At 72.3% G+C, this 14,746-nt stretch carries 9 protein-coding genes; 3 read left to right on the plus strand and 6 right to left on the minus strand.

Going from position 1 to position 14,746, the window contains the following annotated elements:
* The 5 genes from ACFQQL_RS06625 to ACFQQL_RS06645 form a co-directional block, all read right to left on the minus strand.
* A partial coding sequence (locus tag ACFQQL_RS06625) for a DUF5979 domain-containing protein (protein WP_382392501.1) occupies positions 1-6,919 on the minus strand: 6,919 nt, incomplete at its 3' end.
* Between the two features lie 172 nt (positions 6,920-7,091).
* Positions 7,092-8,336: a M20 family metallo-hydrolase gene (locus ACFQQL_RS06630; protein ID WP_382392503.1), complete on the minus strand. Its 1,245-nt coding sequence runs from the start codon at positions 8,334-8,336 to the stop codon at positions 7,092-7,094.
* Positions 8,333-9,580, minus strand: coding sequence for an amidohydrolase (locus tag ACFQQL_RS06635; protein ID WP_382392505.1), 1,248 nt, complete (start codon positions 9,578-9,580; stop codon positions 8,333-8,335). The genes ACFQQL_RS06630 and ACFQQL_RS06635 overlap by 4 nt, the downstream gene beginning before the upstream one ends.
* Positions 9,577-10,290 (minus strand): hypothetical protein, encoded by a 714-nt coding sequence (locus tag ACFQQL_RS06640; protein ID WP_382392509.1) that lies wholly within the window; start codon positions 10,288-10,290, stop codon positions 9,577-9,579. Before ACFQQL_RS06640 ends, ACFQQL_RS06635 begins: the two co-directional genes overlap by 4 nt.
* 15 nt (positions 10,291-10,305) lie before the next feature.
* Positions 10,306-11,019 carry a DUF5058 family protein gene (locus ACFQQL_RS06645; RefSeq protein WP_382392511.1) on the minus strand — a complete coding sequence of 238 codons (714 nt, stop codon included), beginning with the start codon at positions 11,017-11,019 and terminating at the stop codon, positions 10,306-10,308.
* A 192-nt stretch (positions 11,020-11,211) separates the two neighbouring features.
* Here ACFQQL_RS06645 and ACFQQL_RS06650 point away from each other — a divergent pair, with 192 nt between their 5' ends.
* The 3 genes from ACFQQL_RS06650 to ACFQQL_RS06660 all read left to right on the plus strand — a co-directional run bounded on the left by ACFQQL_RS06650 (position 11,212) and on the right by ACFQQL_RS06660 (position 13,615).
* A complete protein-coding gene (locus tag ACFQQL_RS06650; protein ID WP_382392513.1) occupies positions 11,212-12,192 on the plus strand; it encodes an acetylxylan esterase in 981 nt (326 codons plus the stop codon).
* Between the two features lie 128 nt (positions 12,193-12,320).
* Positions 12,321-12,533, plus strand: coding sequence for a hypothetical protein (locus ACFQQL_RS06655; protein ID WP_382392515.1), 213 nt, complete (start codon positions 12,321-12,323; stop codon positions 12,531-12,533).
* A gap of 17 nt (positions 12,534-12,550) precedes the next feature.
* Positions 12,551-13,615, plus strand: coding sequence for a LacI family DNA-binding transcriptional regulator (locus ACFQQL_RS06660; RefSeq protein ID WP_382392517.1), 1,065 nt, complete (start codon positions 12,551-12,553; stop codon positions 13,613-13,615).
* Here the strand turns inward: ACFQQL_RS06660 and serC are convergent.
* A complete protein-coding gene (serC, locus tag ACFQQL_RS06665; protein WP_382392519.1) occupies positions 13,575-14,687 on the minus strand; it encodes a phosphoserine transaminase in 1,113 nt (370 codons plus the stop codon). The genes ACFQQL_RS06660 and serC overlap by 41 nt on opposite strands.
* Between the last annotated feature and the right edge of the window lie 59 nt (positions 14,688-14,746).

Below are 14,746 nucleotides of genomic sequence, written 5' to 3' on the forward strand. Positions count from 1 at the left end.
AGGTCTGGCCGCCGTCGGTGGAGTACTCGACGGTGAACTCGGTCTCCGGGGGCACCAGTCCGGCCGCGTCCCCGGTGAGCTCCTTGACGATCTCGAACCCACCCGGAGCCGGCTGGGCCGTGTTGGTCACCACCACCTCGACCGTGGTTCCCGCACCCACCGTGAACGACGCGGTGTCGCCGTCGACCGGCTCGCCGTCGACCGTGAGGGACACCTCGCCCCACTCGACTCCCGGCACGTCGGGTCGATCATCGGTCTCGCGGACCAGGACCTCGGTCCCGGCGGGCAGCTGCGGTGCGGTGACCGGCGTCCCGTCCGCGCGCACCGTCAGCGGGTTCCAGGTCTCTCCGCCGTCGGTGGAGTACTCGAGCGTGAACTCGGCGTCGCCCGGCACCTCACCGGCCGCTTCGCCGTCCACCGCCTTGGCGACCGTGAAGGTCCCGGGCGACTGCTCCGCCGGGTTCGTCACCACGATCTCGACGGTCGTGTCCGCGTCCACCGTGAACGTTGCCGTCGTGCCGTTGATCGGCATGCCGTCGACGCTGAGACGCACCTCGCCCCAGGTCACACCGGGAACGTCCGGTCGTGCGACGGTCTCCCGGACCATCACCTGCGTGCCGGCCGGGATGTCGGGGGAGGTGACCGGTGTGCCGTCCGCCGTGACCCGCAGCTCTTCCCAGGTCTCCCCACCGTCGATGGAGTACTCGACGACGAACGTCGCGTCACCCGGCACGTCACCGGCCGCTCCGCCCGTGACCGACTTGGCCACGGTGAAGTTGCCGGGCGCCTCCTCGGCCGTGTTGGTGACCTGGACGCCGACGGTGGTTCCCGCCCCGACGGTGAACGTGGCCGGCGCCTCGACGGCCTGGCCGTCGACCGTCAGGGCAGGCTCGCCCCACGTCACGCCCTCGACGTCGGGCAGGTTGACCTCGGTGACGGTGACCTCGCTGCCGGCGGGCAGGTCGGGGGAGGTCCACGGCTCGCCCACGGTCATCGTCGCGGTCTGCGGCTCTCCGCCGTCGACCGTGTACTCGATCGTGAACTCCGTGCCCTCCGGCACGTCGCCGGCGCCGTTGCCCTCCAGGAGCTTCTCGACGGTGAAGTTGCCGGGCTGGTACTCCGCCGTGTTCGTCGCGACGAGCTCGACGACGGTGTCCGGGCCGATGGTGAACGACGCGGTGTCGCCGTCGACGGGCTCACCGTCGATCGTGAGCGTCACCTCGCCCCACTGCACCCCTGGCACGTCGGGCCGCTGGTCGGTCTCCCGCAGCAGGACCTCGGTGCCCGCCGGGATCTCTCCGGAGGACACGGGCACCCCGTCCGCCCCCACGGTGAGGGTCTCCCACGTCTCGCCGCCGTCGATGGAGTACTCCACCGTGAAGCCGGCGCTGAGCGGCACGTCCCCGGCGGCCTCGCCGTCGAGGGCCTTCGCCACGGTGAACTCGCCCGGAGCGTCGTTCGCCGTGTTGGTCATCGTGATCTCGGCGGTCGTGCCGGCGCCCACCGTGAGCGACTCCGGTGAGACCACCGGCGTGCCCCACTCGACCCCGGGCACGTCGGGCAGCGGCCCCTCCCGCAGCAGCACCTCGGTCCCGGCCGGGAACTCTCCGGAGGTGACCAGCTGGCCGAGCGGCACCGTCAGCGGGTTCCAGGTCTCGCCGCCGTCGACCGAGTACTCGAGCACGAACTCGGTACCGTCCGGCACCTCGTCGGCCGCCTCGCCCTCCAGGACCTTCTCGACCGAGAAGTTCCCGGGTGCGTACCGGGCGGTGTTCGTGACGCCGACGGACACGCCGGTGTCGGCACCGACCGTGAAGGTGACCGAGTCACCCTCCTGCGGCACTCCGTCGACCGACAGGATCGGGTCGCCCCAGACGATGCCCGGGATGTCGGGCAGCGACACCTCGGTCACCGTCACCTCGGCGCCGGCAGGGACGTCATCGATCGTCACGGACTCGCCGACGGGCACGGAGATCTCGACCGGCTCACCGCCGTCGACCGTGTACTGGACGGTGAACTCCGTCCCCGGCGGCACGTCACCGGCAGCCGGACCCTGCAGGGTCTTGGTGACCGTGAACTCGCCCGGCGCCGGCTCGGCCGTGTTGAGCATGACGATCGCCGGGCTGGGCTCGTCCGCCCCGCCGATCGTAATCGTCGCGGGCGAGTCGACCGGTTCGCCGTCCACGAAGAGCTGTGGGTCGCCCCACACGACGCCCGGGACCTCGGGCAGTGGCTCGACCTCGCGGATCAGGACCTCGGTCCCGATCGGGAACTCCTCGGACGGCGAGACGATCTCGCCCAGCGGCACGTCCAGCTGGGTCCACGTCTCCCCGCCGTCGGTGGAGTACTCAAACGCGAACGTCGGGTCGGCGGCGCCGGCCACACCGGCGGCCCCGCCGATGATGGCCTTCTGCACGGAGAAGGTCCCCGGGTCCGGCTCGGCAGTGTTCTCCATGCCGAGGGACACCGTGGCCCCGGCACCGACGGTGAACGTCACCGGGCCCGGCTGCGGCTCGCCCGAGCCGACGGTGAACACAGGTGTCCCCCAGACCACGTTCGGCACGTCGGGCATCGGGCCCTCGCGGACCGTCACCTCGGTCCCGGCGGGCAGGTCGCCGGGCGGCGAGACGGTCTCGCCGTAGGGCACCTCGAGGGTCTGCCACGAGTCGGGGTCGTCCGGCGTGGTGGTCCACTCGACCACGAAGGTGGTGCCGGGAGGCACGTCGCCGGCCGCTCCGCCGGCGACGGTCTTGGAGACCTCCCAGTCACCCGGTGCCGGGTTCGCGACGTTCTCCAGGGTCAGCTGGACGCCCGTCTCACCCTCGGTCACGGTGAACGTGGCGCACCCGGTCTCGGGGTCGAACGTCACGCCCTCGCCGGAGATGGTCGGCTCGCCCCACGCGACGCCGGCCGGCGGCGGGGGCAGGTCGATCTCGCACAGCAGCACCTCGGTCCCCACGGGCAGGGTGGGGGAGACGGCCGGTGCCGGGGCGCCGTCGCCGTCGGCGTCGTAGGGCACCACCAGATCGACCCAGGTCTCTCCGCCGTCGACGGAGTACTGCGCGGTGAAGCTGGTGCCGTCCGGAACCTGGCCCGCGGCCTCACCGGTCACCGTCTTGGTGACGGAGAACGTGCCCGCGGTGAGCCTGTTGGTGACCTGCACGCGGACCGGCGTGGCCTCCGCGCTCCCGTCGACCAGCTCGATCGGTCCCGTGGGGGTGTAGGTGACCTCCTCGACGGCGTCGCTTGCCACCTCGGTGACCTCCACCGTGGAGCCGAGCGGGAACCACGCCGTGGCGGGCGGGACGGTACCGTCCTCGCCGATCCGCACGGTCAGGACGCCGTCGGCGATCCCGTTCGGGTCCGCATCGGTGACCAGGTCGGCATTCTGCTCGTACGCGGCCAGGTCCTCGAACGTGAACGCCGCGTCGGGGTCAGGATCGTCGGGTCCGACGGCCAGGCCGCGGAAGTCCTGCGTGTTGAGGGTGAGGTCGAACGTCATCCCCGGCGCGCCTGCGCCACCCTCCGGGTCGATGAGCTTCTCGACCTGCAGCGGTGCGTACGCCACGTAAGCGGCGTCGATGGAGTGCTCGTTCCGGCCGGAGCCGCCGAGCGTGAACGTGTACTCCCCGTTCTCGGTGTCGGGGTTGGAGTCGGTCCGGTCCGGGTCCACGGGCGGGTCGGGCTCGAGCGCTGGGGTCACCTGCTGGCGCGTCGCCACGCCGTCGGCGTTGTCGTTCGGGCCGTGCGGGTTCTCACCCTCCGGCTCCTGCATCTCGGTGAACGGGACGTCCGACCAGGGCGCGGTGACCCGCGTGCCCCACAGGTCCACCTCGAGCTGGCCGTCCTCGGGCTTGACGAACCGGACCGTGTAGTCCTGGCCGTGCTCCATCGGCGCGTAGTGGTCGGCGTTCTCCTCGCGCGAGGTGAAGTAGTAGGTCCCGTCCTCGGCAGTCTGCTGCGTGCCGATGACCTCGCCGGCCGAGTCCACGAGCTCGACCGTCACGCCGGGGATGCCCGGCTCGTCCGCGCTCTGCTGACCGTCCTGGTCGGCGTCGAAGGAGACCCGGTTCCCGATCTCCACCGGCGGCGGGACCGCCAGCGCGTCCAGGTCCCCCAGGCCGCCGCCCTTCTGGAACGAGTAGTCCGGGTGCTCGGCGTGCCCGGGGTCGTCCGTCAGCTCGACGGCGCGGGTCGGGGCACCGTCCTCCACGCCGAGCCACATCAGGCCCTGCACGCGGATGTTGACGAGCGGGTCGAACGCCGTCATCGCCAGCTCGGTGGCCCCGGGCAGGCCGAGCACGGCGCCGAGCCCGACCTCCTCGTGGTTCAGGGCTCCGCCGGAGCCGCGGGCGGAGGCGTCGAGGGCCTGGTCGTCGTCGTAGAACTCCCGGCCGCCGGGCCCGGAGTTGTGGTGCTCAGGCGTGGAGTCGAACCGCTGGGAGGACGCGCCGTCCAGGCCGACCGCCGTGGAACGGCCCTCGAACTCGTGCACGTACCTGCCCTGGTTGGCGTTCCAGCCCGCGAGGGTCGTGTCACCCGAGGAGACGCCCTCGAAGTAGAGGTTCGGTGGCGTCCCGCCTGGGTCGTCGGAGTCGGCTGCGCGCTGGATGTTGCCGGCCTGCAGGGCCGTCCGGTCCATCATCCCGATGGAGAGGAACCCGGCGCTGTCGAAGCTGAGCGAGGACACCACGGCCTGCGGGTAGGCCTGTACGTAGTGGCCGGAGGACCATCCCGATCCCTCACGGGTGGAGAACCCGACCGACCCGTCCGGGAACCCGTTGCCGTCGGCGTCGGCGCTGTCCCAGGTCCACACGTCCGACCAGGTGTTCCACCGCCTCACCTGCGGGTTCTCCTGCGCGTACCGGTCGCCCTGGTCGCCCCAGTTGCTGATCGGGTTGCCGCGCGGGTAGCCCTGGTCGATGTCCATGACGGTGGTCACCGCGCCACCGTCCAGCGCCACGCGGCCCGCGTAGGCGTGGAGTGTCTCGGTGGAGTCGCACTCGGTCCAGTCCGGCGGCTCGGACTCGCGGCGGGACAGCGTGGCGCAGTGACCCGGCTCGGAGCCGGTGTCGCTCCAGCCGACGTACACCTCGTCGTTCCACACCTCGACCGCCCACGGGCGTTCGCTCTCACTGAGTCCGAGCGGGATCTGCAGCACGTCCCCGGCGGTGGGCACGAAGTCCGGGTCGTAGCTGGGGCTCGCCGGGTTCGACGGCGAGATGTCGATCCGGTAGAGGTTCCGGTCCGCCAGGTTCATCACGTACAGGTACGTGGTGGTCCCGTCGGTCCAGGTGTCGATGCCACCGATGCCCACCTTGGCCGCGTTCGCGAACGCGTCGGAGTCCGCGAGCTCTTCCGTCGGCCCGGCGAGGCCGCGGTCGGCGTTCGACGGCACCGAGCCCACGTCGATCCCGAGGTCGGTGAGGGAGAACCACGGCTCGGTGTCACCGCTCGGTCCGATGCCCTCCGCGATCTTTCCGGTCCCCGGGTCGAGGACCTCCGGGATCCGGAAGATGCCGCCGAGAGCCCGTTCGGTCGACCCGCCCCACCGGTGCTCGGCGAGCCCCGAGATGCGCTTGTACACGGCGGAGACGAGGTAGCTGTTGCTCGACTGCTCGTATGCCGCGCCCCACACGGAGCCGACCTCGCCATAGGTGGCGATGTCGCGCGGCTCCTCCGGCTCGGTCAGCTCGACCGTGCGGGCCTGGCGGAACTGCGGCTCGCCGTCGTAGGCGCCGCCGGGGACGAAGACGCCGCTCACCGAGCCGGGGTTGCCCGGGCACCATTCGGGCAGCTGGAAGTTCTCGACGACGTACGCGCCGGGTCGCGGGTTCGTGCTCTCGTCGACGGCGGTGTTGGGGTCGTCCGGCACGGTCTGCGGGTCGGTGAGCCGCTCGGTGACGGTCAGCGGGCCGTGCCAGCACTCGCCGCCCGGGTAGACCACGCGCACGCTCCTGAACGTCTGCGGCTCGACCGTCACCGTGGGGCCGGTCGGCTCGAGCCCGCCGTAGACGTTCATCTGTGACCACGGCCCCTGGTCCCAGTAGCCGTTGCCGTTCTCGTCGATGAACGCCACGTCCGACCCCGGCTCGTCCTCGTCCCAGAACCCGTCCTGGTTGAGGTCGTCGTACCAGCGGTACTCCTCGCCGTCGGGGTTCGTGGGTGCGAGGTTGTCGACGCCCTCGTCGTAGGCGTCGTTCTTGTTGAGGTCCTGGTACGCGTGGACCGCCTGGGAGGTCGTCCAGTCCGTCGACCGGAGCGCGGGAGCGTCCACCACGCTCGGATGCTGCGGGTCGCCGGCGGACTGGATGGAGGTGATGACGTCCAGCGGCTCGGGCCGGTGGTCCTCCGGGCGCAGCAGCGCGTAGTCGATCTCCTGGTCCCCGGACTGCGCGAACTGCACCGACGAGCCGTTCTGCGCGCGGTCCACCGCGAACCACGACTCGTACCGGGCGGGCGCGTCCGAGTACGTCACGCGCAGCTGGGCGGTCGTCTCACCCTCCTTGACGAAGGGCACCTCGCCGGTCTGCTCGGTGAACTCCCCCTCGGTCATGGACCAGGTGCCCTCGGCCTCCCAGACCCACTGGCCCGGGGTGACGTTCGGGTCCGCCGGGTCGTTCGGGAACTGGGGCGAGTCGGGCGGGTCGCCCGGCTGCCAGGTCTGCGTGCGCTGGGTGGTCGTGGTGGCGGAGCGTCCGAGCGCGTCGGTCACGGTCACCGTGACGTTGCCGATGCCCCGCTCGCGGTAGCCGTCGGAGGCGTCGTCGTCGAACTCGCCGTTCCCGTCGTTGTCCTCGAACACGCGGCCGCCGGCGATGACGTCCTCGGGAGCGGCCTCGGCGGTCGGCGCGAGCGGGGTGAGACCGAGCGTGCCGAGCAGAACGGCGGCGACGGTGCCCGCCGCGAACCGGTGCACCGGTCGACGACGGCGTCCCGACCGGTGATTCGCGCCCGCGCGCGGAGAAGTCACCTCTGCCACGTGTCTGCCCCTTCTGCGGTGATCGACCCAGACGACGGAGAGGGACCCGCCACTGTGATTCCTACCACAGCGAGAGTGGGACCGAAAGATGTGGCCGAGGGCCGTCCGTTCAGAGGCGTTCGTCGAGCCTGAGGATCGCCTGTGCCAGCACGCCGGCCCCGTCGACCACGGCCGACAGGTCCGTCCACTCCTCGGGGCAGTGGCTGCGACCGCCGGCGGAGGGCACGAAGATCATGCCGGTCGGGCACAGGTGCGCCATCTGGACCGTGTCGTGCCCGGCCCCGGAGTAGATCCGCACCGCCTCGTGCCCCACGTCGCGGGCGGCGTCGAGCAGGTGTTCGGAGACGACGTCGTCCATCGGCGTCGGGTCGTCCACCTGGCCCCATCGGACGGTGGACTCGGTGCCCCAGGCCGCGTCCTGCTCCGCCGTGGCCGCCGCGAGCCGGTCCCGCAGCTCGGCCAGCCGTTCCGCGTGCGGGCTGCGGAACTCGCCGGTCACCCGCGCCATCTCCGAGACGACGTTGGTCGCCTCCGGGCTCGTGGTCAGCGAGCCGACCGTCCCGACCGAGTCGGCGCCCGACGCGGCGAGCCGCTCGACGGCGAGGATCGTCCCGGCGGCCGCGCACAGGGCGTCGTTGCGCGCGTTCATCGGCGTGGTGCCGGCATGGTCCCGGCGACCGAGCACGTCCACCACGAAGTTCTCGATGCCGGCGATCCGGGTGACGATGCCGAGCGAGGCGCCCTGCTGCTCGAGGACGGGGCCCTGCTCGATGTGGAGCTCGACGAACGCGGCCACCTCCCCGGCGTCCCAGCGGCAGGTGTCGATCTCCTCCGGCCGGAGACCTGCCCGTGCGATGACGTCGGCGAGGCTCGTGCCCTCCGCGTCCGTGGCGGCCAGGTGCTGCGGCGTCAGGTGCCCGGAGATCGCGCGGCTGCCGACGAGCATGACGCCCTGCGGGTTGCCCTCCTCGTTGGCGAAGTCCACCACGCGCAGCTCGTGGCGCAGCCGGACCCCGGCCTCCCGGAACGCCTCGACCATCTCGATCGCCCCGAGGACCCCGACGACGCCGTCGAACCGGCCGCCGCCGGGGACGGTGTCGGTGTGCGACCCGGTGACGATCGCGGGCGCCGACGGCGCGGTGCCGGGCAGCACGCCGATGACGTTCCCCACGGCGTCGATGCGGGCGTCCATGCCGGCGGTACGCATCCGGTCGGCGATCCAGTGCCGCCCGGCCGTGTCGGGCTCGGTGAACGCCACCCGGGACCAGCCCGGCAGGTCGGGGTCGTGCAGGTCTGCCATCTCCTGCCAGGTGGACCCGATGCGGTCGGCCACCGGCTGCGGGGCCGCCGTCATCGGCCGCCCCCCGCGGCGTCGCCGACGCGCGAGAGGATCGCGGCGTAGGCCGCGGTCACGCCCGTGGTGAGCGTCGGCTCGAGCGCGGGGCCGAAGTGCGGGCTGTGGTTGCTCGGTACCGGCTCCTTGCCCTCGACCACCTCGGGCGGGTAGCCGCCGAAGAACCAGTAGACGCCCGGCACGCCGATGGCGTCCGGGAGGTGCCCGAAGTCCTCGCTGCCCATCTGGGCCTCGCGCTCGAGGACGTTCTCCGGACCGAGCACGCCGCCCAGCACCTCGGTGAGCGCGGCCGTCTCCGTCGGGTCGTTGACCAGCAGCGGGAAGCGGTACAGCTCGGTGATCTCGGGCTCCGGTGCTCCCGAGGCCTGCGCCTCGGCGAGGATGATCCGGCGGAGCGCGGCCAGCACCCGCTCCCGGACCGCGGTGTCGAGGTTCCGCACGTTCACGGTGAACTCCGCCGTGGACGGGATGATGTTCTCCTTCAGGCCGGCGTGAAAGCTGCCGACCGTCACCACGGCCGGCTTCTGCGCCGGGACCTCGCGGGAGACGACCGTCTGCAGCCGCACCACCATGTGCGCAGCCAGGACGACCGGGTCGATGGTGTCCTCGGGGCGCGAGCCGTGGCCGCCGCGCCCGTGCACGGTGACGGTCCAGGCGTCTGACATGGACATCGCCGGCCCGGCGGTGATCTCGACCTGACCCGCCCGGCCCGGCCACACGTGCTGGCCGTAGACGACCTCGGGCCGCGGAGCCTTGTCCCACAACCCGTCCTCGACCATGGCGAGGGCACCCTCGGCGGTCTCCTCGCCCGGCTGGAAGAGGAAGACCACCGTGCCGGACCATCGGTCCCGGCCGGCGGCGAGCAGGGCGGCGGCCCCGACGGCGGCCGTGATGTGGGTGTCGTGCCCGCAGGCGTGCATCACGGGCACGTCGGTGCCGTCCCGGAGGGACCCGCGCGCGGTCGACGCGTACGGCAGGCCGGTGTCCTCCTCGACCGGCAGGCCGTCGATGTCCGCCCGGAAGCCGACCACGGGCCCGTCGCCGTTGCGCAGCACCGCCACCACGCCGGTGCCGCCGCACGGGAACGTCTCGTAGCCCAGCCGTCCCATGCGCTCGAGGATCAGGGCGGCGGTCCGATGCTCCTGCATCGACAGCTCGGGCGACTGGTGCAGGTACCGGTAGAGGTCGTGGAGCTCCTCGCGCAGCTCCGGGCTGATCTGGGCGGCATCGGACAGAGCGGTCATCTGGTCATCTTCCTCCGGTTCGGGTTCTCGCGCAGCACCCATGCGAGCACCATCGTGACGGCGACCGTCACGGCGGTGCCGAAGCTGGCGAACAGGCCGCCGATCATCGGGACGGCGACGAGCTGGACCACGAGCGCGACAGCGAACGCCACCACCGTGATCCGCACGTTCTTGACGTAGACCGCGAGCTGCACGATCACCGCGCCGATGATCGCGGGGAAGATGTACAGCCGCGCGACCTCGGTGACGGTCTCGGGGATGAGGCCGACCAGCCACGTCCCGAGGAGACCGACGAAGAGCAGCAGCGAGACGATGTGCACGACGGCGGCGCCGCCGATGGCCATGACGGCGGCGAGCTCGGCGCGCCGGGTGCCCGGCTTCGCCCCGATGGCCGCCTGCGCGACGATCGCCGACGGCAACAGCTTGTTGGCGATGTTGCCGATCATGAAGGCCTGGTACATCGAGGCCGGTCCCAGCACCGGGAAGTAGGTGACCGGCTCGATGAACCAGATGACGCCGAAGGACGCGGCGACGGCGGCGAAGCCGATCCACAGCTGCGCCTGCGTGAGGTCGAGGTCGCTGAGCAGGATGAGGTAGAGCGGTCCGCCCCAGGAGAACACCAGGGCCAGCACCATCGTGATCCGGCCCCAGCGGGAGGTCGTCCGGTCGTAGGTCGTATAGGCGGGAGACTGCACGGTGTCGGTCGTCATCGTGTGATCCTCCGATCAGGCCGTGGCCGTGTGGGCGGCGTAGGCGACGACGAGGCCGCCGATGATGGACAGGCCCAGGCCCCACTCGCGCAGCCACGCGGCCTCGAGGCGCTTCGCGAGCAGCAGGCACACGGCCATGACGGCGGCCGAGACCACGACGGTCAGCACGTGGATCCCGCTCTTGGGCAGCTCGGCCACCCCCAGCGCGGCGAACGCGGCGAGCAGCGCGGCCGAGGGCACGACCGCCATGAGGGCCGGGTTCACCCGCTGGAGCTTGGCGTTGCCTCGCTTGAGGAACGGGGTCAGCAGCAGCGTCGCGACCATCCACATGCCGCCCGAGGCGCCCATGGCGAAGAAGGCGACGGCGAAGACCTCGGGGGTCCAGGTCGGGCCGCCCAGCTGGGCGTCCATCGTCCCGGCGGCGAGGGTCGCCGAGGCCGACTCGGTCGCGGCGGAGCCGACGAGCCCGATGCGGACGAGGACGGCCGGGGTGCCGAGGAGCGTCAGCAGCGCGATGGCGACGACGACCACGGCGAGCGACGGGCCGATCGCGGCGACGGCGCCGGACCGGACGGACTGTCGCAGGTCCTCGCGGGTGAAGCCGAGATCCGGTCCGGCGAGGCTCGCCGCACGGACGTAGATGACGGTCTGCAGGGCGATCACGGCGAACACCGCGATGGCGCAGATCCACAGGACGGGTGCGTTGGCGTACTCGGAGATGCTGCCCACGTTGGCCTCCTGGTGCTCCGTGGTCCGTCGGTTCCCCGGACAGTAGGCCGCGCGCGTTTCGACCACGTTTCGGACGGCCCTGTCCGGTCCGCCGACCGTACCGCGGCGCCTCGGCCCGGCCCGCCGTCACTATCCTCCCTGCTGATCGCGACGGCGCCCGCCGGCCGCGGTGACGTTGCCGGAGGAGAATCCATGGCCCTGTTCGACCTCGCGCCCGCCGACCTCGAGACCTATCTGCCGGACATCGACGAGCCGGACGACTTCGACGCCTTCTGGGCGAAGACGCTCGAGGAGGCCCGGTCGGTCGACGTGGGGCTGGAGCTGGAGCCGGTCGAGACCGGGCTGGAGCTGGTCGAGTCCTACGACGTCACCTTCCGCGGCTTCGGCGGTCATCCCGTCAAGGGGTGGCTCACCCGGCCCGCGGTGCGGCCCGGGCCACTGCCCGCCGTCGTGCAGTACCTCGGGTACGGCGGTGGCCGCGGCCGGCCCGTCGAGCACCTCGCCTGGGCGACCGCGGGTTACGTCCACCTCCTCATGGACACCCGCGGCCAGGGGAGCCGGTGGGGGACCGGCGGTGACACCCCGGACCCCGTGGGCTCGGCCCCCTCGGTGCCGGGCTTCCTCACCCGCGGAATCCTCGACCCGGCGGAGCACTACTACCGGCGGGTCTTCACCGATGGCGTCCGGGCGGTCGACGCCGTGCGCACCGTCGAGGGGGTGGACCCGCAGGACGTGACGGTCTGCGGCGCGAGCCAGGGCGGCGGCATCACGCTCGCCGTGGCCGGGCTCGTCCCGGGGCTGCGAGCCGCGATGCCGGACGTGCCGTTCCTGTGCCACTACCGACGTGCCACCGAGATCACCGACGCGATGCCGTACGCCGAGATCACCCAGTACCTGGCCGTGCACCGCGGCCGGGCGGAGGACGCCTTTCGCACGCTCTCCTACCTCGACGGCGTCAGCTTCGCCCGCCGCGCCGACGCACCGACCCTGTTCTCCGTGGCGCTCATGGACACCACGTGCCCGCCGTCGACCGTGTACGCCGCCTTCAACAACTACGGCGCGCGTGCCGGGGACGTCGTCAAGGACATCGAGGTCTACCGGTACAACCAGCACGAGGGCGGACAGGCCGCACAGCTGACGCGTCAGATCGCGTGGCTGGCTGACATCCGCTGACCCGGGTACCTATCTCCTGAGCACGGGCCACTCCGTGCGGGCATCTCCTGACGGCAATCCTCTTGACCGGTACAGAACCGCCGCGTACTGTACCGGTCAAGAAGGAGGTGAGACCCATGTTGGATGTCATGGGACCCGCGGACCTCGCGATCCGCGCCACGCGTGCCCAGGTCCTCAGTGCACGACCGAACGCGCCCGTCGTCCCGGACCCGGAGCCCCGGCACCGCATCCGGCGGTCCCGCGCCGCGCTGGCCGCCGCGCTGCACCACCTGGCCGAGCGCCTCGAGCCGAGCGGCGGCCGTCTGCTGACGGACACCCCGGGGGCCGCCGACCCGGGATGAGCGATACTGGCCGGACCATGGCCAAGGTGACGCTCCAGTCGATCGCCGACAAGGTCGGGGTCTCGCGGATGACGGTCTCGAACGCCTTCTCCCGCCCCGACCAGCTCTCCGCCGCGATGCGCGAACGCATCCTGACCACGGCCGCCGAGCTGGGGTACGTCGGCCCGGACCCCGCGGCGCGCGCCCTGGCCCGCGGTCGTACCGGCGCCGTCGGGCTGCTGTTCAACGGGCCGATCAGCGAGGCGTTCGAGGACCAGGTCGCGGCGGAGACGGTCGCCGCCGTGGGGGACGAGCTCGGCCGGCGCGGCCTGGCGCTGACGATCCTGCCGCCCCCGCCGGACGAGACGTTCATTCCCGCCCGCGACGTCGTCATCGACGGCGCCCTCGTCTACGCGTGCGACCCGAGCTCGGCCGGGGTCGCGTGGCTGGCCCGGCGGCAGATCCCCCTGGTGGCGATGGACCAGGACTTCGGCGCGGACGTGCCCGCTGTCCGGATCGACGACCGCGGCGGGGCGCGGGCCGGCGCGCAGCACCTGCTCGACCTCGGGCATCGGCGCATCGGCATGCTCACGATCGACCCGGGGAGCGACACCGGCGACGGTCCCGCGGCCAACTATGTGAGCCGGGAACGCATCGCCGGCTGGCGGGAGCCGCTGGGCGCCGACCACGAGGTCGCGATCGCCTACGCGCCCTACAAGCGGCACGACGACGTCGTCGCGGCCGCCACGCGCCTGCTCACCGAGCACGACGTCACGGCCGTGCTGTGCTTCTCCGACGCCTTCGCCCGCGCCCTCTACGCGGCGGCCGACGCCGTGGGGCGGGCCATCCCCGAGGACCTGTCCGTCGTCGGCTTCGACGACAACCCCCTTGGGCTCACGCTCGTACCGCCCTTGACGACCGTGCGGCAGGACGTCTCCGCCAAGGGCCGCCTGGCCGTCACGGCGTTGGCCGATCTGCTCCAGGGCAGGTCCGTGACCACCCAGGTGCTGCCCACCGAGCTGGTCGTGCGGGACAGCACCGCGCCTCCGTCAGGTGCGCGCGTCAACCCATCCGCTCGGCGAGGTAGTCCACGCACGCGGTGAGCGCCCGGACGTCCTCCGGCGCCACCGCCGGGTACATCCCCACGCGGAGCTGGTTCCGGCCGAGCTTCCGGTACGGCTCGGTGTCGACCACGCCGTTCGCGCGCAGCTGCGCCGCGAGCGCCGCGGCGTCCACCTCTTCGGCGATGTCCACCGTGCCGACCACGGGGGAGCGGTGCGCGGCGTCGCCGACGAACGGCGCCGCGACGTCGCTCGCCTCGGCCCAGCCGTAGAGGATCTCCGCCGAGGTGACACATCGACCGGCCGACCACGTGAGCCCGCCGTGCTCGTTCAGCCAGTCGAGCTGCTCCGCGAGCATCACCAGCGTCGCGATCGCGGGCGTGTTGAGGGTCTGGTCCTTCCGGGAGTTCTCCACGGCGAGACCCAGGTGGAGGAAGTCGGGGACCCAGCGGGCACTCGTCAGCTCCTCGACCCGCTCCACGGCCGCCGGGGACAGCACGGCGAGCCAGAGGCCGCCGTCGGAGGCAAAGACCTTCTGCGGCGCGAAGTAGTAGGCATCCGTGTGGGTGAGGTCCACCTCGTACGCGCCCGCGACGGAGGTGGCATCCACGAGCGTCAGCGCGTCGCCGGTCCCGAAGCGCGCCACCGGGGAGATCACGCCGGTGGAGGTCTCGTTGTGCGGGTAGGCGTAGGCGTCCACCTCGTCGGCGGTCTCGCACACGGCGAGCTCGCCGGGCGGGGCGGTGCGTACGTCCGAGCCGGCCAGGAACGGTGCCCGGTCGGTGGTCGCGGCGAACTTGGCGCCGAACTCGCCGAAGGCGGCGTGCTGGGCGCGCTCGCGCACCAGGCAGAACGCGGCCGCGTCCCAGAACGCCGTCGTCCCGCCGTTGCCGAGCACCACCTCGTAGCCGTCGGGCAGCCCCAGCAGGTCCGTCACCCCTTCACGCACACGCCGCACGAGGCTCCGCACGGGGGGCTGGCGGTGCGAGGTGCCCAGCACCGTCCGCCCGAGGGCGGCGACCATGTCCGCCTGCTCCGCCCGGACCTTAGACGGCCCGGACCCGAAACGGCCGTCGGCGGGCAACAGGTCCGTCGGGATGGCGATCGTCTCCATGGACGCCGATCCTCCCACCGGGCCGGCGGGAGCCGGCAGACGTCTCACAGCCACGTGCA

The organism is Georgenia alba (assembly GCF_042665525.1).
GTDB classification, from domain to species: Bacteria; Actinomycetota; Actinomycetes; order Actinomycetales; family Actinomycetaceae; genus Allobogoriella; species Allobogoriella alba.

Bases quoted from the DNA above. Each gene is read 5' to 3' on its own strand.
- ACFQQL_RS06630 (WP_382392503.1), bottom strand. From the start codon at position 8,336: ATGACGGCGGCCCCGCAGCCGGTGGCCGACCGCATCGGGTCCACCTGG.
- ACFQQL_RS06635 (WP_382392505.1), bottom strand. From the start codon at position 9,580: ATGACCGCTCTGTCCGATGCCGCCCAGATCAGCCCGGAGCTGCGCGAG.
- ACFQQL_RS06640 (WP_382392509.1), bottom strand. From the start codon at position 10,290: ATGACGACCGACACCGTGCAGTCTCCCGCCTATACGACCTACGACCGG.
- ACFQQL_RS06650 (WP_382392513.1), top strand. From the start codon at position 11,212: ATGGCCCTGTTCGACCTCGCGCCCGCCGACCTCGAGACCTATCTGCCG.
- ACFQQL_RS06655 (WP_382392515.1), top strand. From the start codon at position 12,321: ATGGGACCCGCGGACCTCGCGATCCGCGCCACGCGTGCCCAGGTCCTC.
- ACFQQL_RS06660 (WP_382392517.1), top strand. From the start codon at position 12,551: ATGGCCAAGGTGACGCTCCAGTCGATCGCCGACAAGGTCGGGGTCTCG.
- serC (WP_382392519.1), bottom strand. From the start codon at position 14,687: ATGGAGACGATCGCCATCCCGACGGACCTGTTGCCCGCCGACGGCCGT.